The 16,058-nt window shown below is 66.3% G+C and carries 9 protein-coding genes; 3 read left to right on the plus strand and 6 right to left on the minus strand.

Going from position 1 to position 16,058, the window contains the following annotated elements:
* Window positions 1-61 precede the first annotated feature (61 nt).
* Complete coding sequence (locus ACFYOV_RS32950) at window positions 62-922, plus strand: hypothetical protein (protein ID WP_389094178.1); 861 nt, start codon at window positions 62-64, stop codon at window positions 920-922.
* A 141-nt stretch (window positions 923-1,063) separates the two neighbouring features.
* Complete coding sequence (locus tag ACFYOV_RS32955) at window positions 1,064-1,831, plus strand: DUF5131 family protein (protein ID WP_389094180.1); 768 nt, start codon at window positions 1,064-1,066, stop codon at window positions 1,829-1,831.
* Between the two features lie 12 nt (window positions 1,832-1,843).
* Here the strand turns inward: ACFYOV_RS32955 and ACFYOV_RS32960 are convergent, their stop codons facing one another.
* From ACFYOV_RS32960 to ACFYOV_RS32980, 5 genes are all read right to left on the minus strand, one after another.
* On the minus strand, window positions 1,844-2,065 hold the full coding sequence (locus ACFYOV_RS32960) for a hypothetical protein (protein WP_389094182.1): 222 nt from the start codon (window positions 2,063-2,065) through the stop codon (window positions 1,844-1,846).
* 1,525 nt (window positions 2,066-3,590) lie between these two features.
* Entirely contained in the window at window positions 3,591-3,788 is a 198-nt protein-coding gene (locus ACFYOV_RS32965; protein ID WP_389094184.1) for a hypothetical protein, read from the minus strand.
* A gap of 198 nt (window positions 3,789-3,986) precedes the next feature.
* A complete protein-coding gene (locus tag ACFYOV_RS32970) occupies window positions 3,987-5,054 on the minus strand; it encodes a Dyp-type peroxidase (RefSeq protein WP_389094186.1) in 1,068 nt (355 codons plus the stop codon).
* Between the two features lie 216 nt (window positions 5,055-5,270).
* Window positions 5,271-5,780 (minus strand): DUF5958 family protein, encoded by a 510-nt coding sequence (locus ACFYOV_RS32975; RefSeq protein WP_389094188.1) that lies wholly within the window; start codon window positions 5,778-5,780, stop codon window positions 5,271-5,273.
* A complete protein-coding gene (locus ACFYOV_RS32980; RefSeq protein WP_389094190.1) occupies window positions 5,662-13,437 on the minus strand; it encodes an RHS repeat-associated core domain-containing protein in 7,776 nt (2,591 codons plus the stop codon). The genes ACFYOV_RS32975 and ACFYOV_RS32980 overlap by 119 nt, the downstream gene beginning before the upstream one ends.
* A 501-nt stretch (window positions 13,438-13,938) precedes the next feature.
* On the opposite strand from ACFYOV_RS32980, the gene ACFYOV_RS32985 reads away from it, so the two are divergent.
* Window positions 13,939-15,123, plus strand: a complete 1,185-nt coding sequence (locus ACFYOV_RS32985; protein WP_389094192.1) for an IS701 family transposase — start codon at window positions 13,939-13,941, stop codon at window positions 15,121-15,123.
* 175 nt (window positions 15,124-15,298) lie between these two features.
* On the opposite strand, the gene ACFYOV_RS32990 is transcribed toward ACFYOV_RS32985, so the two are convergent.
* Complete coding sequence (locus tag ACFYOV_RS32990; protein ID WP_389094194.1) at window positions 15,299-15,886, minus strand: IS5 family transposase; 588 nt, start codon at window positions 15,884-15,886, stop codon at window positions 15,299-15,301.
* Window positions 15,887-16,058: the final 172 nt, after the last annotated feature.

Genomic DNA, 16,058 nt, shown 5'->3' on the forward strand with positions numbered 1-16,058 from the left:
GCACCGGCTCGCACGGCGCAGCGCGACCGCGACACGCGTGGGCCGGGAGGAGACGATCGGCATGAGGACGGTCTCGCAGATCCTGGCCCGGCTCACAGCACTGGGCTGGGTCACGTTCCGACAGGAAGAGGGGCCGCATCCGGGCCGCCCGGCGCGGGTGTTCCACTCGATGTCGTCGCAAGGGCGCCACCAGGCCAAGGCAGCGCTGGCCGCTCGGCAGGCGCGCGGTCCGTGCCGGACCCCCGCCCCAGTCATGTTCCAGACGCCGCCAGCGCCGGCACCACGGCCGGTCGGCCCTGCGGGAGACAGTGCCGCCGACCAGAAGCCGATCAGCGAGCAAGCCGCACACCATACGCCCGATGAGCAGCGCACCGCCGGGGAACCCGGTACCCCTCCAGCGCAGCCCATGCCCAAGTTGGCGGGCTACTGGCCGATCCGCTGGCCGTCAGCCGAGGCGCTGCGCCGCCTCACGGCTGCATCGTCGCCAGAAGCCCTCACCGAAGCCGCCCGCACGGGGGCAAATACGCCCCTGAACGCTGACGACATCCCCCAGCACCTGGCTCCGCTGACCGACGCACTCGCCGCACTGGACACTGTCAAACAGAGCCTCACCAAGGACGTCTTCGCACGCGCCGCTGCATGCCCTACCCACACGGAGCATTACGAGAAGCTGATCCGGGCCATCGTCATGAAGAGCAACGATCTTCGCCGTACGACCCTGCGCGCCCCCCGTACGCGATCGGCCCGCTCGCACGGCGGCTGGCCCATCCACGCGATCTGTGTGTGGTTCATCCGCGATCCACCGCGTAGTCGGCCACGGCATCGACGAGGTCGTCCAAGTTCGCATCGGGGGCGCACAGACCGAGTTCTGCGGAGCTGGGGCGACGGCCCCGACGATCAGTTCAAACATGGGTTCGATTAGTGGGGGGTGGAAACGTATCAAGAGCGGTCGGATACCAGCGTACGCATCCCGCTACTGCGGTTGGGACGGCATCGTTAGGCAGCGCACCGCGACGGATGGCAGGTGCCGAGGCGGCTTGGACGTGAGGGGTGGAGGGGAGCGGTGAGTGACCGCAGTTCCATCGAGTGGACCGAGGCGACGTGGAATCCGACGACTGGCTGCGACCGGGTGTCGGCCGGATGCGACAACTGCTACGCGCTCACGCTCGCCAAGCGGCTGAAGGCCATGGGGTCGGCGAAGTATCAGAATGATGGGGATCCGCGTACCTCTGGTCCGGGTTTCGGGCTGACCGTGCATCCGGAGGCACTGCGGGTGCCGCTGGGCTGGCGCACCCCGCGCACGGTGTTCGTGAACTCTATGAGCGATCTCTTCCATGCCCGAGTTCCCTTGGACTACGTGCAGCGTGTGTTCGATGTGATGGCGTCGACGCCGCAGCACACCTATCAGGTCCTGACCAAGCGGGCGCGGCGGCTACGGCAGGTTGCGGGCCGGCTTCAGTGGCCGGGGAATCTGTGGATGGGCGTGTCGGTGGAGAGCGCGAAGGAACTGCCGCGCGTGAACGATCTACGGCTGGTGCCGGCGTCGGTGCGGTTCCTGTCGTGCGAGCCTCTGCTCGGCCCACTCAGGGACTTGGATCTGTCCGGCATCGACTGGGCGATCGTGGGCGGTGAGTCCGGCCCGGGAGCCCGGCCGATGGACCTGTCCTGGGCCGGCGACATCGTCGAGCAGTGCAGGCGGTCCGGGACGGCTCCGTTCGTCAAGCAGCTCGGCTCGTGCTGGGACAAGACCCATCACAAGGACATCACGCGGTTCCCCGCCAACCTGCGGGTACGGAAGTATCCGCAGGCTCGGGACCGTGCCCCGGCCTGATCATAGGAAGGTTCAGGCGGCCGCAGGGAGGCTCACCTGGCTCTTGCTGGTGAGTTTGCCCGACGAAAGGACGACCACGGAGCCGTCCTGACGCATCTGTCGCACCGCCTTCAATGCGTGCGTGGGCATCCAGCGGGAGGTTTCGGTCAGCAGCCACTGACCGACCGCTTCCACCGTGGCGGGACCGTACGCGAGCCGTTGCGCCACCAGCTCCAGCAGTTCCGGGTTTCGCACGTCTCGAACGCCTGGAAGAGGTCGAGCTGCCCGATGGGCTGGGCGCCGCGGGTTCGGGGATCCTGGAAGCTCTCGCCGTCGCGGTCGTCGACCTTCCGCGGCGTTTGATCGCCTGCTCGATGAGGTCGAGTGCCGGGGGCCACTCGGTGTCGCAATGACCGTCAATAGTGCTGCGTATTCTCCGTAGAAGCTGTCCCGCGGGCAGGTCACGACGGGCCGTCGGGTCGAGACGGGACAGGATGACCCCAAGCACCGCTTCAGTCTCGGCGGCCTGGACCATCACCATGCCCCGCAGCCGATTCATCTCCGTGGCCTCGCTCCCTTGCCAGGACGACGAGTCCGGGTGCTGCGGATACAGGTCCTCCTGGATGCTGGACCAGGAGATGGAACAGATTCCATAACGGGGCAACTCGCTTGTCATTCGTGAAGTATTGGCTCGTTCCGGCACCGGCGACAAGGGGATTTCTCGTGCCGCGGCAAAACGTAACAGCGCGTCCCGCATGCCGAGTTCATCTATGCCCCGCCTGGTACCGAATGCGCGACCCGATGGCGTCCAGCAGCCGGTATAGGCCAGCACGTGTTCCCACTGTGGAAGCTGATGACGCCGTCATGGCCCCCATTCAGCCAGCCAGAACGGCGAGAGTCTGTATGCCCCCGGGACGAGGGAAGAGCACGATGCAGCCGTCACTGGTGCCACGGCGCGCCATGCCACCGGAACCGCCAGGGCTGCCCGTGTTGCGCAGATCATGGCCCTGAACGCGACCTGCCTACACGGCGGCGCCCCGCCTCCCTGGCTGGTCGGCAAGCCCCGTGCGCTGCTCGTATCCCGCGGCGGCATGGGGAGGTTGCCGAGGTCACGGCAGGCAGCGGACACGCTTCCTGTGGGCTGGGGAAGTCCTCGGCGGAGCTGTGGCGAGCCCGAGCGAATTCGGGACGCACGGCGCCCACCCGTTCGGCCAGATCGCGCAGCATGGTAGCCAGAGCCTGTACGGCGTCGCTCGAGGAGCAATCCTGCCGAGCACGCCAGTGCTCGACGACCTGGTTCTGGTCGGGCAGCCAGCGCTCTGTCGTGAGGACGCAGTGAAAGCGCAGGCACTGGCCGTCGAGTACCTGGAGGGCTGTGGCCGCCACAAGCGTGTGGGAGTACTTGGCAGGTTCTCCGCCACGCCCATAAAGCCGCGCTGGTAGTGGACCACTTCGCCGGGGACTCCCGCACTGGCCTTGTGTGCTCGTGGCGGGATGGCCGTGGACTGCGGATAAATTTCCACCTCAGTGTCGGACCAGCCGTTCAGCTCGCGAGCCAGTTCCCCGATGCCTTCTTCCAGTGCCCTGACGTGCTTCTCGGCCACGACGGCTCCGGCCGCCGCGCCGGCTTCGGCGTCGGCCTCCGCCGATCGCAGAGCCAGCAGGCGCTCGCTCAGGGACCCATTCCTGCGCGGGGCCGGCCACTTCCTAACCGACCGCACAGACCGTCACCGTCCGCCTCGCCAAGACCGGCTACCTGCACCTCCGGGCCCGCACTGACTCACCCGGCATCCGCCGCGACGTCGTCCAGCGCGCCGACCACACCGGAGAACGCTCCTACGGCTCCGCCCAGACCGGCGGCTTCGACGCCGCCGACTTTGCCCGCCGCGTGGACGCCGCAGCAGGCGACGTCACCGCCGCCGTCCGCGAGTGGCTCGTGGAGACCGGACGCATCCGGGAAGACGCGCAGATCCTCCATCTCGAAGTACGCACCTGGCGCCCGCGCTCACCGTGAGGCCAGGCGCACCGCGCCACGTTGAGGGAGGAAAGGCCTCCAGGAACCCCCGGGTGCGGATACGGACGGGACGCTGGCGCCTGGCTCGCACTGAGGCTCAGCCCTGGGCGCTGCCGTGGGCTCGGGCGGGGTGGGAGCCGGGTAGAAGAGGGAGCTGCATGGTTACCCTCCTGTCAGGGCTCGGAGCCAGGCGTCGCCGGGGGGTGGGACGAAGAAGTAGCCGCCTCCGATGGTGAGGGTGTATTTGGCCATGGCTTCGCCCTCCAGCCTGTGCTGGACTGCCTCGAAGCCTTTTTCCAGGTCACGTTGGAAGCAGCAGAAGATCAGGCCCTGCTCGTCAGGGTTTCGGTGGTAGTTGTAGCTGCGCCTGATCATCGGTGGGGGATTGCGGCGGTCCGGGGCCGCCCTGCGGACATGCGCATCGAGTGGGGTGATCTTCCCGTGGGGGTCGCTGGCGAAGACAGGCCGCTCATCGCTGGGAGTGCCGTCGAGCCATCGTCCCTCCCGGCGGCGGCCGATGATGCGCTCCTGCTCGTGGACGGTGTCTCGGTCCCAGAAGCCGGTGGCGAGCTGGATGATCCGTATCACCTGATAGCTGCCACCCACCGCCCAGGACGGCTCACCGTGGCCGGCCTTGACGATCGCGCGTTCAGTGACCTCTTCGTCTGCGGCGGGGTTTCCGTACCCCTCGGTGAAATGAAACGGATTTTGAGCAAGACCTCTGCCGCCCTCGATTCGGTTCTCGGGACGTATGCCGTTCATGCGCCACCGCACATGCTGTTGCGGCAATGTGCGCAGTGTCCGCTCAGCAGCATGCTGTACAGCGCGGGCTGTGGATCCCGTTATGTGGAGCAAGAGGTCGCCGTGTGACTGGGCCGGGTCCAGTATGTCACCGGCAAACAACGGCATCTTCTTCAGATGTCGTGGCCTGCCCACGCGGGCGGGGAAGGCGCCTTCGCCGAGCGCCAACCAGGCGGCGATGTCGCCTTTGTCGATCGACGTGATGGCTCGATATGCGATGCGTAGTATGTCGGCGTGTGCGCTTTGCGAAACAAGGTCGAGCGAAATGAGCTGCGCATACGGCAGCGGAGCCGCTCCCCGTAAGTGCGCTGGTACTTCCTGCCGCTCGGGGCAGTCGCTGTGTAGAGCTGCAGCACCGACAAGAGCGACACCCCCAGCTCCAGCGGCAACCGCTGCCGACGCTTGCAGGAGTCTGCGCCTACTGGTCATGTCCTAGAGCACCTTCTGGTCTAGCGGAGCACAGGTATCGGTATCGCCGTTCCTAGCCCTCTCATCCCTGCCGGCCAACATTCGAGCCGCTCGCCGGGCTGGTTGACAGCGGCAGATCAAAGGCACCCTGGCGCCGTTCAGCGCCTACCTCTGGCTGCGCCATCGTGTCTCAGCTGCCTGTGGCTGCGCACGTCATTATGCCGTGGTTATCGACGATCATGACATGTTGTGCCACGGGTGACTGCAGGAGCCTCGGCACTCGGTTTCCCTTCGCCGTGTGTCGGCGACAGTGAAAGTCGAAAGAAGAACACGGAAGGAGTTCACATACTCACTCGGAGGTAGATTGAGGATCTTTCCCATTTGCTCGAGGATTGGCGCTCGAACAATTAGTACGGCTGGAGTAATGGTTGGCTTAACACCTGACTGGGAGACTCCTTCACGCCCGTCCTCTGCGGTGGCGTGAGCTTGCATCGAGTAGCGAACCACCTCTTGGAGTACCGCTCGCTGCTCAAACGGCTCCAGCGAAGAGAACCAGTCCACGGATTCTTCGTAACCGAGGATTCCTTGGGCCGCTTCGTTGATGATCCGCTCAGACGTTCTCACCTGGTCATCCCCTTCTCGGGAGGAAAATGACGTAGGGCCTGTTCCTGTCCAACTCTGCATAGTCTGGACGGTCAGGGTTGTATCGCTGCCAGAAATCCCGGCCGCGTCCGCTTCCTTCTCCATCTCCTGTCCCGCGCGGCAGAGAATTTTTGATCTTGTGGCGGATTCTGGAAGGTCCCGAAAGGATGTAATCCCAGTCTGATGCGGCGTGCGCGGTTCCGTTGGCTCGACTTCCGACCACAATGACAGGCTGCCCGGCCTTGTCCGCGGCGTTTTGAATGCGTTTCGCGTCGTTGGGGCTAATGCCGGCTTCTGCGGCAGTCCTAAGGCCTGGACCACACCATATGTTGGTGTTGTGGACAAGGACGGGTATTGCGCCTGCCAGCACATAGTAGGTGTGCGGGTCGTTGACGGTGAGGTTGTAGACGGCCGTGGACTTGGTGTGGTGCCGGACGGCGGTGATTTGGACCCAGGTGCCAGCGCTGGTCTGCAGCCACTGCCCGGGCTTGAGGTCCTCGGCTTCTACCCACTGATGGAGGGCGGGGACCCAGAAGGGATGGCCGTCGGTGGCAGTGAGCGTGCTGGTCTTGCTGCCGGTGGGGCCGTCGGTGTCGAGGGTGATGTCGACGAGGTGTTTGTCGCCGTTTGCGTTGATCAGGGCGGTGACTTTGCGTGGTCCGGTTTCGCCGGTTTCGGGGTCGGTGGCGAGGACGGTGTCACCGATCTTGATGTCCTTGATGGGTCTGCGGGTACCGTCAGCCATCAGAACGGGTGTCTCGCCGGTGAAGCTGTTGGGAACCCGGCAAGCGGGCATGCGGGTGCCGACTTTCGCGGCGAGTCCTGCGCCGAGCATGCCGCCGAGGCAGCCGGTGGCGGCGGCGATGCCGACTTGGCCCCAGTTGACTTTGCGGCCGGAGAGGCGCTGGGCGAGCCAGTCCATGCCACCGTCGAAGATTCCGCCGATGACGCATCCGGCGATCATGGGGTTGTTGCCGGTGGGGTCGGTGTAGGTGGTGGGGGAGGACAGGGCGTACTGGTAGAGGTTGGCGCCGCCGGCGTGGCCGATGGGGTCCTGGGAGATGAAGCGGCCGGTTTGCGGGTCGTAGTAGCGGTTGCGGTAGTAGAGCAGGCCGGTGCCGTCGTCTTCGCGGCCGGTGAATCTGTAGGGGTTCGATGATGTGGTGCCGGAGGCTGTGGGTGTGCCGTTCGGGTCGTAGGCGTAGGTGGTGGCGATGGTGCCGTCGGTGCCGGCCAGGCCGACGACGGTGCCAAGGGCGTCGGTGAGGTAGATCTGGGTTTTGCCGGCTTCGGTGCGAGTGAGGAACTCGTCCAGGCCCGAGGTGGCCACCGTCGCCTTCGTCGCCCCGGTGCTGTCCTGCTCGATCAGCGGGTTGGTGGCGTCGGTCAAGAATCGCCTGCTGGCGCCGCTGACGGTCTTCGACACCCTGCCGCCGAGCGGGTCGTAGCCGAACGAGGAGGTGGTGCCTGCCTTGGTCAGGTTGGTGAGTTCGCCGCGGGCGTTCCAGGTGTAGGTGCGGATGCCGTCGTCCTTGAGCTGGCCGTCGGCGTCGTAGGTGAAGGTGCGCCCGTCATAGCTGGCGATGCGGTTGTCCTTGCCGAACTCGCTTCCCGTCTCGGCGGTCGGCAGGGCGACCTTGGCCAGGGAACCGGTCAGACCCGTCTGCAGAGCGCGGACATCTCGCACATAGTTCAGCTCGCCGATGGTCTTGGTGCCTTGGGCGTAGGCAATGGTTTTGGTGACGCCGGTGGCGTCGTAGCCGGTGGTGCGGGTGATGCCGCCGGGCAGAGTCGTGGTCTTCTCCCGGCCCACGGCGTCCAGGCCGAAGGTGACCTCCTGAGCTCCGGTCTTGACCGAGGTCAGGATGCCGGACTCGTCATAGCCGTAGAGGGTGGTGGTTCCGGCGGCGGTCATCTTCGTGCGGCGGTCGGCGTTGTCGTAGTCATAGCTGACGGTGCCGGTGGGGCCGGTGCTGGTGGCCGGGCGGTCGTAGGCGTCGTAGGTGAAGGACTGGGTGCCGGCCTGGCTGTCGGTTATCTGCTTGAGCAGGTCATGAGCGTCGTAGTCGTAGGTAACGGTGGACTCGGCCTGGCCCAGGGGATTGACGCCGTACTTGGTGTTCTTGGGCCGCCCGAGCAGGTCGTACTCGGCGGTGGCGGCCTTGCCGGATCTGTTGGTGGCCGTCTTCAACAGGCTGGCCGTGTCGTATTCGAACAGGGCCTGCGCGCCCAGTGGGTCCGTGGCCGACCTCGGCCGGTCGGCGTCGTCGTACGCCCAGGTCGTCGTGTTACCGCGGGCGTCGGTGAGCGTGGTGAGGTTGCCGTTTGCGTCGTATCCCAGAGTCGTGGTGTTGCCCAGCGGATCAGTGATTTCGCGGGCCTGGTTGACCGTGTCGTAGACGATGGTGGTCAGTGAGCCTGCTTGGTCGGTCACGGCACTGGGTCGGCCGGCTGCGTCGGTGAATTGGCTGGTGGTGCGGCCTTCCGCATCGGTGACGGCGAACAGGGCTTCGTTGCTGTAGCTGAATGTGGTGGTCGCGTGAGAAGCGTCGGTGACTGTCTTGACCTGACCGGTGCTGGTGTAGGTGAAGGTGGTTTCCCGTCCCTCGGGGTCGGTGACCTTCGTCAGATTGCCGTTGGGCTCATACGCGAGCCGCGTGGTGTGACCGAGGCCGTCGGTGATGCTGCTCGGCTGGTCGTAGGGCCCGTCGAAGACGACCGTTCCGGTGGAACGTGACTGGGAGGTTCCGGCCAGTTCGGTTGCACCTGTCACGCGGCCTGCGCTGTCGTAGTGCAGTTCGGTGCGCCTACCGTATGGGTCGATCACCGCGTTGACGCGGTGATCGCTGCCGCGTTCGTAGACGGTCTTGCGGGCGAGACCAGTGCCGTAAGCCTGGCTGTCCGAAATGCCGTAGCCGCCGTCGAACTCCACCCGGCGGACCGCGCCACCGGGCTGGGTCACCTCGGTGGCGGTGATCTGTCCGGTGCCGGTCTGGGTGTAGGCGAAGGTGTACTCCTGTCCTTCGGTCAGCGTCTGCTTCTTCACCCGGCCAGCAGCATCGAAGGCGTTGGTCATATAGACGATGCCGCGAGCATCCTTCGCGGTGGCGACGCGGTTGGAGGTCCCGTCATAGGTGTATGAGCTGACCTTGCCCGCAGGATCGGTGACCGTCTCGAGCCGTCCTGCACTGTCGTAGGTATAGGAGACGGTGCGGCCGGCGTTGTCCCTCGCCTGGGTGATTCGGTCCTGCGCGTCGTAGGTGAAGCTGATCCACCGGCCGCCTGAGGTGGCGAGCCGGGTGATGGGTCCGCGGATGCGGTTGGCGCGGGTGAGTGTGAGCGTGTTGCCGTAGCGGTCGCGTATCTCGTTGAGCGGGGAGTACTGCGGGAACTCCCAGACGGTGCCGTCGGGGAAGGACAGCTCCCAGCCGGACTTCCACTTGATCGCTGTGCCTCGGAAGCGGCTGGACACACTGGCCGGTTGGAAGACGGCATCGCGGAAGCCGGTGCCGGCGGAGGTGCGCACGTAGTGCACTTTCTCCCCGCCGGGCAGGTACAGATCGACCTCCTTGTACTGCTCCTCGGAGTGCAGAAACGCGTTGTAGACGAGGTCGCGTCCGATACCAAAGGCCCGCTTGGAGGTGTCTCCCTGCCAGTAGGTCCGGGTGACCTCGATGGGAGTCAGACTGTCAGCAACGGCGAGGTCGGTACGGGTGTCGGTCAGCATGCCGGTGGAGAGTTCGACCGGGTCGCCCGAAAGCCAGGCGAGCGCGTCCTCCGCCCAGCCGGTGAGCCAGGGCGGCAATGACGGCACGTTGAACATGGCGCCGTGGAAGGCCCATACGCGAGTTTTCGGATCGGGGAGAACCTGGGTGCCGTCGGCGCTGACCTCGCCGTGCCCGTACACGTACCAACCCTTGCCGTCCGGGTCGTAGTCCAAGAATTCGACCCGGGTGCCGGGAGCCTCGTTCGTGTAGTTGGGGTAGACGATCTGCGCGCCCTCGGGGAAGACGTAGGTCCCGCCGGGCTGGACGGTGAAGTAGACCGGCACGACGCCGTCCTGGGGCAGGGGGAAGGGTGGCCGGTCGAGGGGGATCGCGGTGATCCCCAGCCTGGTGACGGGCTTGCCGCGCTCATCACGTACCACAGACCCCTTGGGGATACGGACCTCCAGGCCGGGGATGCTCGGGGTCGTCAGGACGACGTCCTTCCGGGCGGGAGCGTCGAAAGTGACGGTGTGCCGGGTGTCCAGCGGTGTCATCCACACCGGGAATCCCAGGTCAACCGATGTACCGGCTTTGGGGTGGATACGGATGTCGAAGCGGCCATAGGCGCGCTTGCGGGTGTTGGCCGTGGAACCGTCGACGACCAGGGTGGTCGCCCGCGGACTGATACCCGGGAGCAGGAAGCGGCCCTTGGTGTCAGTGAGCGCTCTCTTCGATCCGACCCGCACGCTGACGCCTGCCAGCGGCTTGCCGTCCAGCTTGAGTACATGCCCGGTCAGCGCGGTCGTGCCCGGCGGAGCCCGCAAGGCAGCCGGGGCCCTGGGGGCAGCGCCGCGCCGGGCGAGCCAGTCCATGCCCTTGAGGTTGTGCTTGTCCGGCTGCCACGCGTCTACGCCGGTCGGCACCGTGCCGCCACTGGAGGGCTTTTGATCAGCGGGTGTACCACTGGCATCCCCGGCCGCCGAACCCGTGCTCTCTTCGCCGGCGGAGTCGGGGGCGGTCGTAGCGGCGGCCGACAGCCCCAGGCTGTAGGTGCCGGTTTTCATCGAGGTGGGCGCGACCGTGAGCGTGTAGGTGCCGGTTGCCGGCAAAGCGGGAAGGGTGTACGACGTCGTGGACGCCGTCATTGACCGGTCATTGACAAGCCACTTGCCGTTGGGTCCGTACACCGACAGACCCCAGGCCGCAGGCGGAGGGACGCCGAGGCCGAGGGTCAGCTTCTGGCCGCTGGTACCGGTGAACGTGAAGTGGGCGTTCTGCCCGGGGGTGTTGATGGATGCGGTCCGGTTGCCGCCACCGACGGTGAGGGCACCCGCGTCCACGTCGACGACGGCAGTAGCGGTGGTGCTTCCGGTCACTGGCTTGCTCGGCTGCACCAAGATCCGGTGCGTGCCGGCCGTGAGTGGGGCGCGTACGTCCACGTCGGTCGTGGACGTGGTGAGATTGCCCAGGCTGTCCGGCAGCGCCGATCCAGGGCTGAGGACCTTGACGCTGGTGGTCCCGGTGAGTGTGGTTCCGGTGAACAGCACCGACGCCCCTTCCCCGGCCGGTGCGGTGAGGGTGTATTCGAGTTGCTGCCCGGGCCGGGAGATCGTCCCGGTGCGTCCGGCCGCCGACAGTGCTCCGGCCTTGATCGGGGCGGAAAGCCACAGCGTCACACTTCCGCTGCCGGCCGACTGCGGCTCGAGCAGCAGGGTGTAACCGGCACCGGCAGACAACGGCCCCAGATGCGCGGCTTGAGTGGCGCTCTTGCTCACGGCAGCCACCGCCTCGGCACTCTCATCGGCCGGGCCGATCAGTGTGACTTCCGTGCTCTGATTGATGGTGTTGCTGGTGAGGCCGACGCCGACGAAGTCACTTCCAGCAGTGAAACGAGCACGGATGCGCTGGCCGGGGCGGGCGGCGGTGGCAGATACCGAGGAGCCGTCCACGGTGGCATCGATGGTCACGTCCGTGGACAGCGTCAGCTTCAGGCTGCCCTGCGAACCGCTGAAGGGATCCAAGGCGACCGTGTACGTTCCGGTTTCCGGCAGGTCCGATAGTCCTTGGGTGTGGGCCTTACCGGAGCCCACGGACGCGGAAGAGACGACCTTGGCGCCCGACGGTGCTGTCACGGTCAGCGAAGCAGTGCTGGTGAAGGTGTTGTCGGTGACGGCCAAGGACAGGTCGTCCCCCGAGGAGGCGTCGAACGTGGCTTTTGCGTTCTGGCCGAAACGAGCGATGCTCACCGGCACAGAGGCGCCGGTGGAGCTGAGCCGCCCCGCTTCCACGGGCATGGACAGTGTTGTCGTCAATGTCCCTGTGCCCAGGCGGGAAGGGGACATCTGCAGCCGGTAGGTGCCCGTCTCGGGGAGAGCCGCGCTGTCCCAGTCCGTCGTTCCTGACGATGAGACCGGGAAGCTGTCGACCTTGCTGCCGTCAGGTGCGTAGACGTGGTAAGTGACGGAGGATGTGAACCCGGCAGGGGTGACCGCGAGCGACACCTGCTGTCCGGCGGTGGCGGTGAAGACTGCGGTGCCGTCCTGGCCGGGCCGGCTGATCGCCAGCTGTTTCGCAGCTGCTTGTGGGTCCAGCCAGGCCGCGGACACAAAGTGCGAGATCGTGACGGTGGCTGTTCCGGTCGCACCCCTCGACGGGTCCAGGTACAACGTGTACGTGCCGTGTGCGGGCAGTTCGTCGAGGTCTAGGGAACCATCGGAGCCTTTGGACACCGAAACGGACTCCACTTGTTTTCCATCGGGCGCGTACAGGCGCGCCATGAGACTGTTCGTCATCAACGCCGTGTCGATGCCGAGGCTGAACGAGCTGCCGGCCTCGGCGCTGAACGTCCAAAGTCCGTCCTGCCCCGCCCTGCTCATCCTGGTAGCTGCGGGATCCCCCGTGAAGCTGAGCTCACCGCCGGCCGGCTCGGACAACGTCACCGTCACGGAGCCGGTGACCTCGGAAGAGGGGTTGATCACCAGGGTGTACGTGCCGGAGACAGGCAGATCGCGGACCTCCCAGTCGTCGGACCCCGTGAGGACGCTGCTGGTATCCACGGTCTCACCGCGTGGATCTACGAGGGCTGCAATCGCCGAAGGAGCGAAGGTGGACTCGGTGAACCCGATGGAAAGGTCCTGGCCCTGGTCCGCGTCGAAGAACAGACGGGCCCGCTTCCCCGCCTGGGTGACGGCGACAGATAAAGAGGCGTCGTTGATCCCTGTGCGGACGGTGGTCTCAAAACCCTCGGCGTCCTCCGCGAGAGGTATCAGGAAGTCACTCGCGGAGCTCACCCTGCCGTCCGGAGTCTGGACAGTGATCCGCCCACTGGTCGCCGCTTCGGGGACTCTCACAGTGAGAGCGTTGTCGGTGGTGCGCACGAGCTCGGCGAGCGTGCCACCGTTGAAACGCACGACGTTGTCCGTCGGGGCCTTGGCGAAATGTGCGCCGGAAATGGTGACTTCCGTGCCGGGTGGGCCGGTAGCCGGCTCGACTTCGGAGATGGTGGGTGTGGAGGGGGCCAGGGTGAAGGACTCTGGGGCCTCGGCAGTTGAACCGCCCACGGTTACGGCGACTTTGCCGCTGGCCGCGCCGGAGGGCACAGTGACGACGAGGCGGGATGCAGAGGCGGAGTTGACGGTGGCCGTCTTACCGCCGATCGTCACGGTGTTGTCGGCCGCCGTGGTGGAGAATCCGGTGCCGGACAGGGTCACCTTCGTGCCCGGTGCCCCGCGCACGGGCACGAGCGACAGCACCGACAGGGTTGTCGAGGCGTAGCGGTCAATGCCGAGCCGGTTACCGGCCTTGTCGTAACGGTAGCGGGCCGTCTCGCCCTCAGGGTCAGTCACACCGACCAGGCGGCCAGCCGCGTCGTAGGCGTAGACGGCGTTGCTGGTGGTGGGCTCGGCGGCAGCGACCGCATCTGCCTTCTTAGGTTTTGCCTTGCTCGGTGAGGGGGCCGCAGGTGAAGAACTAGCAGTTTCAATAGGTGTGGGCTCGGGTGGGACTGCCTCGGCCGACACGGCCCCTGCGGTCAGCGCGAGAACGAGCACACCCACCGTCACAAGTCGATGCCGACCGCCTCTCACTGCACGAAACAGCTCACTCCGCGACCGCATGCGCCCTCCCCAGAGCACCTCACAGGGCCGCTCGACCCCATGGCCCCCACAACACACAAGCGGTCACACCCTAGACACGCCGGGTCATGTACGCGACAGGTGTCAGAGCGCTTGGCCGAGATCCGCCCGCTTCGAGCGACGGCAAATCACGCCGATTCGTCATCCTCGCATGGGTTGAACTGGCGCCGAGGATGTCATGCGACGCAAGGACACAGGAAGGATGACTCGAATTGCTTGGCGCAAGGTGAGTCCAGGGCGCTGAGGAGCGGCACCGCCTATGTCTTGGAAGTTGGCGTTCCTTCCTGCAGAAGTTAGGTCGTTGTCGTCCCTCGCAGGGAAGAACTCAGCATCGACGGCGGCCTTCACGAAGCCCTCCTCGCTGAATTAGTACTGCAACGGTGTCTACCGTGACTGCTGGTCAGGTTCTTCGTTGGTGTGGTTATGGGTGGGGACCTTGCTGATGTGCGTGCGTGGGCGAGTGAACTGGATGCCGTGCACGGCAGGTTCGTGCACCGGTTCAACCGGTCCGAGCCGCGGGAGTCGGCGCTGGCCTATATGCGGGGGCTGATCGCTCCGTTGCAGCGCAAGAACGGCTGGACGCTGGCCGAGGAGGCTGGCCATGCCGGGCCGGACCGTATCCAGCGGATGCTGAATCGGATCGAGTGGGACGCCGACGAGGTCCTCGACGATGTGCGCCGGTACGTGGTCGACAACCTCGGCGACCGGGAGGCCGTGCTGATCGTCGACGACACCGGCTTCCTGAAGAAGGGCACCCGCTCGGCAGGCGTGCAGCGGCAGTATTCCGGAACCGCGGGCCGCACCGAGAACTGCCAGATCGGTGTGTTCCTCGCTTACGCCGCCGGCCGCGGACGCACGCTGATCGACCGGCGGCTGTATCTGCCCACGTCGTGGACGGACGACCGTGAGCGCTGCCGGCGGGCCGGCATCGGCGACGAGGTCGCGTTCGAGACGAAGGTGGCCATGGCCAAGGCGATGGTCCGCAAGGCCATCGCGGACCGGATCCCGTTCACCTCGGTGACGGCGGATGCCGCCTACGGCTTCAGCAAGGGCTGGCGCTTCGAGCTCGAGCAGGCAGATGTCTTCCACGTCATGACCACCACCCGGCACGACACCGTCGTCACCCGCTGGGCACTCGACCACCCCGTCCACGATCTGTTCCCCGGCCTGCCGCGGCAGAAGTGGAAACGACGTTCCTGCGGCGCCGGAGCCCACGGCCTGCGGATCTACGACTGGGCCCGCGTCGAGGTCAGGCCCTGGCACCGCGAAGACCGCCGGCACTGGGTCATCGCCCGCCGCAGCGTCAACCGCCCCGAGGAGATCTCCTACTACATCGCCTACTGCCCGGCCGATACCACCCTGGACGAACTCATACGCATCGCGGGCAGCCGATGGGCTGTCGAGGAGTGCTTCCAGACCGCCAAGCAGGAGTGCGGCCTGGACGACTACCAGGTCCGCCGCTATCCCGGCTGGCACCGCCACATGACCCTGGCGATGGCCGCCCACGCCTGCCTCACCGTCCTGAGGGCCCGCCAGCTGGACACGGAGAAAGCAGAAACGGATCCTCCCAGCTCATCCACCTCAGCCTCGCCGAAATCCGACGACTGATCACCCGCCTCACCAACCGCCGACCGGCACCGGTCGAGCACATCCTGCACTGGTCGACCTGGCGCCGACGACGCCAACACCAAGCCCGCATCAGTCACTACAAACGACGCGGAAACAGCCCCTGAAAACTGCCCAGCACTCAGAACAAGAACCGTTGCAGTACTAGGGCCCGTCTTCAAACGGATCTTGCCCAGAGCAGGAACGATGCGAGGGTGACCGCTGCTTCGTAGGAGGTGGCGGTCTTCTCGTATCTGGTGGCGATCCCGCGGAAGCCCTTGAGTCGGGTGAAGCAGCGCTCGATCACGTTGCGTCGCCGGTAGGTCTCCCGGTCGAATCCTGGCGGTCGGCCGCCGTGGCAACCACGCCTCAGCCGGTGCCGTCGCTGGTCGGTCTTCTCCGGGATGGTGTGCGCAATGCCGCGTTTTCGCAGGTAGGCGCGGAAGCCGCGGGAGCTGTAAGCCTTGTCGGCGATGACCTGGTCGGGCCTGCACCGAGGCCGGCCCGAGCCGGTGCGGGGGACACGGATCCGTTCCAGCAGAGGGCGTGCGCAGACACTGTCGTGGCGTTGGCCGGGCGTCACCAGAATCGCGAGGGGACGGCCCTTGCCGTCGCAGGCGAGGTGGATCTTGGTGGTCAGTCCGCCTCGGGATCGGCCGAGGGCGTGATCGTCCGGTTCGTCCGGCCGGTGTCGCCCCTTTTTCGGCCGGTGGCGGCGGCGTGCTGATGAGCACGGACGATGGTGGAGTCGATCTGGACCAGCCAGTCGATGTCGCCGGCCGCATCCGCCCGGACCTGGATCTGCTGCAGGGCCCGGGTGAACACCCCGTCGAGGGCGTACCGGTCGAACGCGGCGAACAAGGTGGTCAGGCCGTTGCGGATGTAGTCGTGGGTGCGCCGTTCAGGCATGCCGGGCATTATCGGCAGCACCGGCTGGG

The organism is Streptomyces sp. NPDC005931, from assembly GCF_042871235.1.
Taxonomy (GTDB): Bacteria; Actinomycetota; Actinomycetes; order Streptomycetales; family Streptomycetaceae; genus Streptomyces.

Bases quoted from the DNA above. Each gene is read 5' to 3' on its own strand.
- ACFYOV_RS32970 (WP_389094186.1), bottom strand. From the start codon at position 5,054: ATGACCAGTAGGCGCAGACTCCTGCAAGCGTCGGCAGCGGTTGCCGCT.
- ACFYOV_RS32965 (WP_389094184.1), bottom strand. From the start codon at position 3,788: ATGGAGGATCTGCGCGTCTTCCCGGATGCGTCCGGTCTCCACGAGCCA.
- ACFYOV_RS32975 (WP_389094188.1), bottom strand. From the start codon at position 5,780: ATGGAGAAGGAAGCGGACGCGGCCGGGATTTCTGGCAGCGATACAACC.
- ACFYOV_RS32950 (WP_389094178.1), top strand. From the start codon at position 62: ATGAGGACGGTCTCGCAGATCCTGGCCCGGCTCACAGCACTGGGCTGG.
- ACFYOV_RS32985 (WP_389094192.1), top strand. From the start codon at position 13,939: ATGGGTGGGGACCTTGCTGATGTGCGTGCGTGGGCGAGTGAACTGGAT.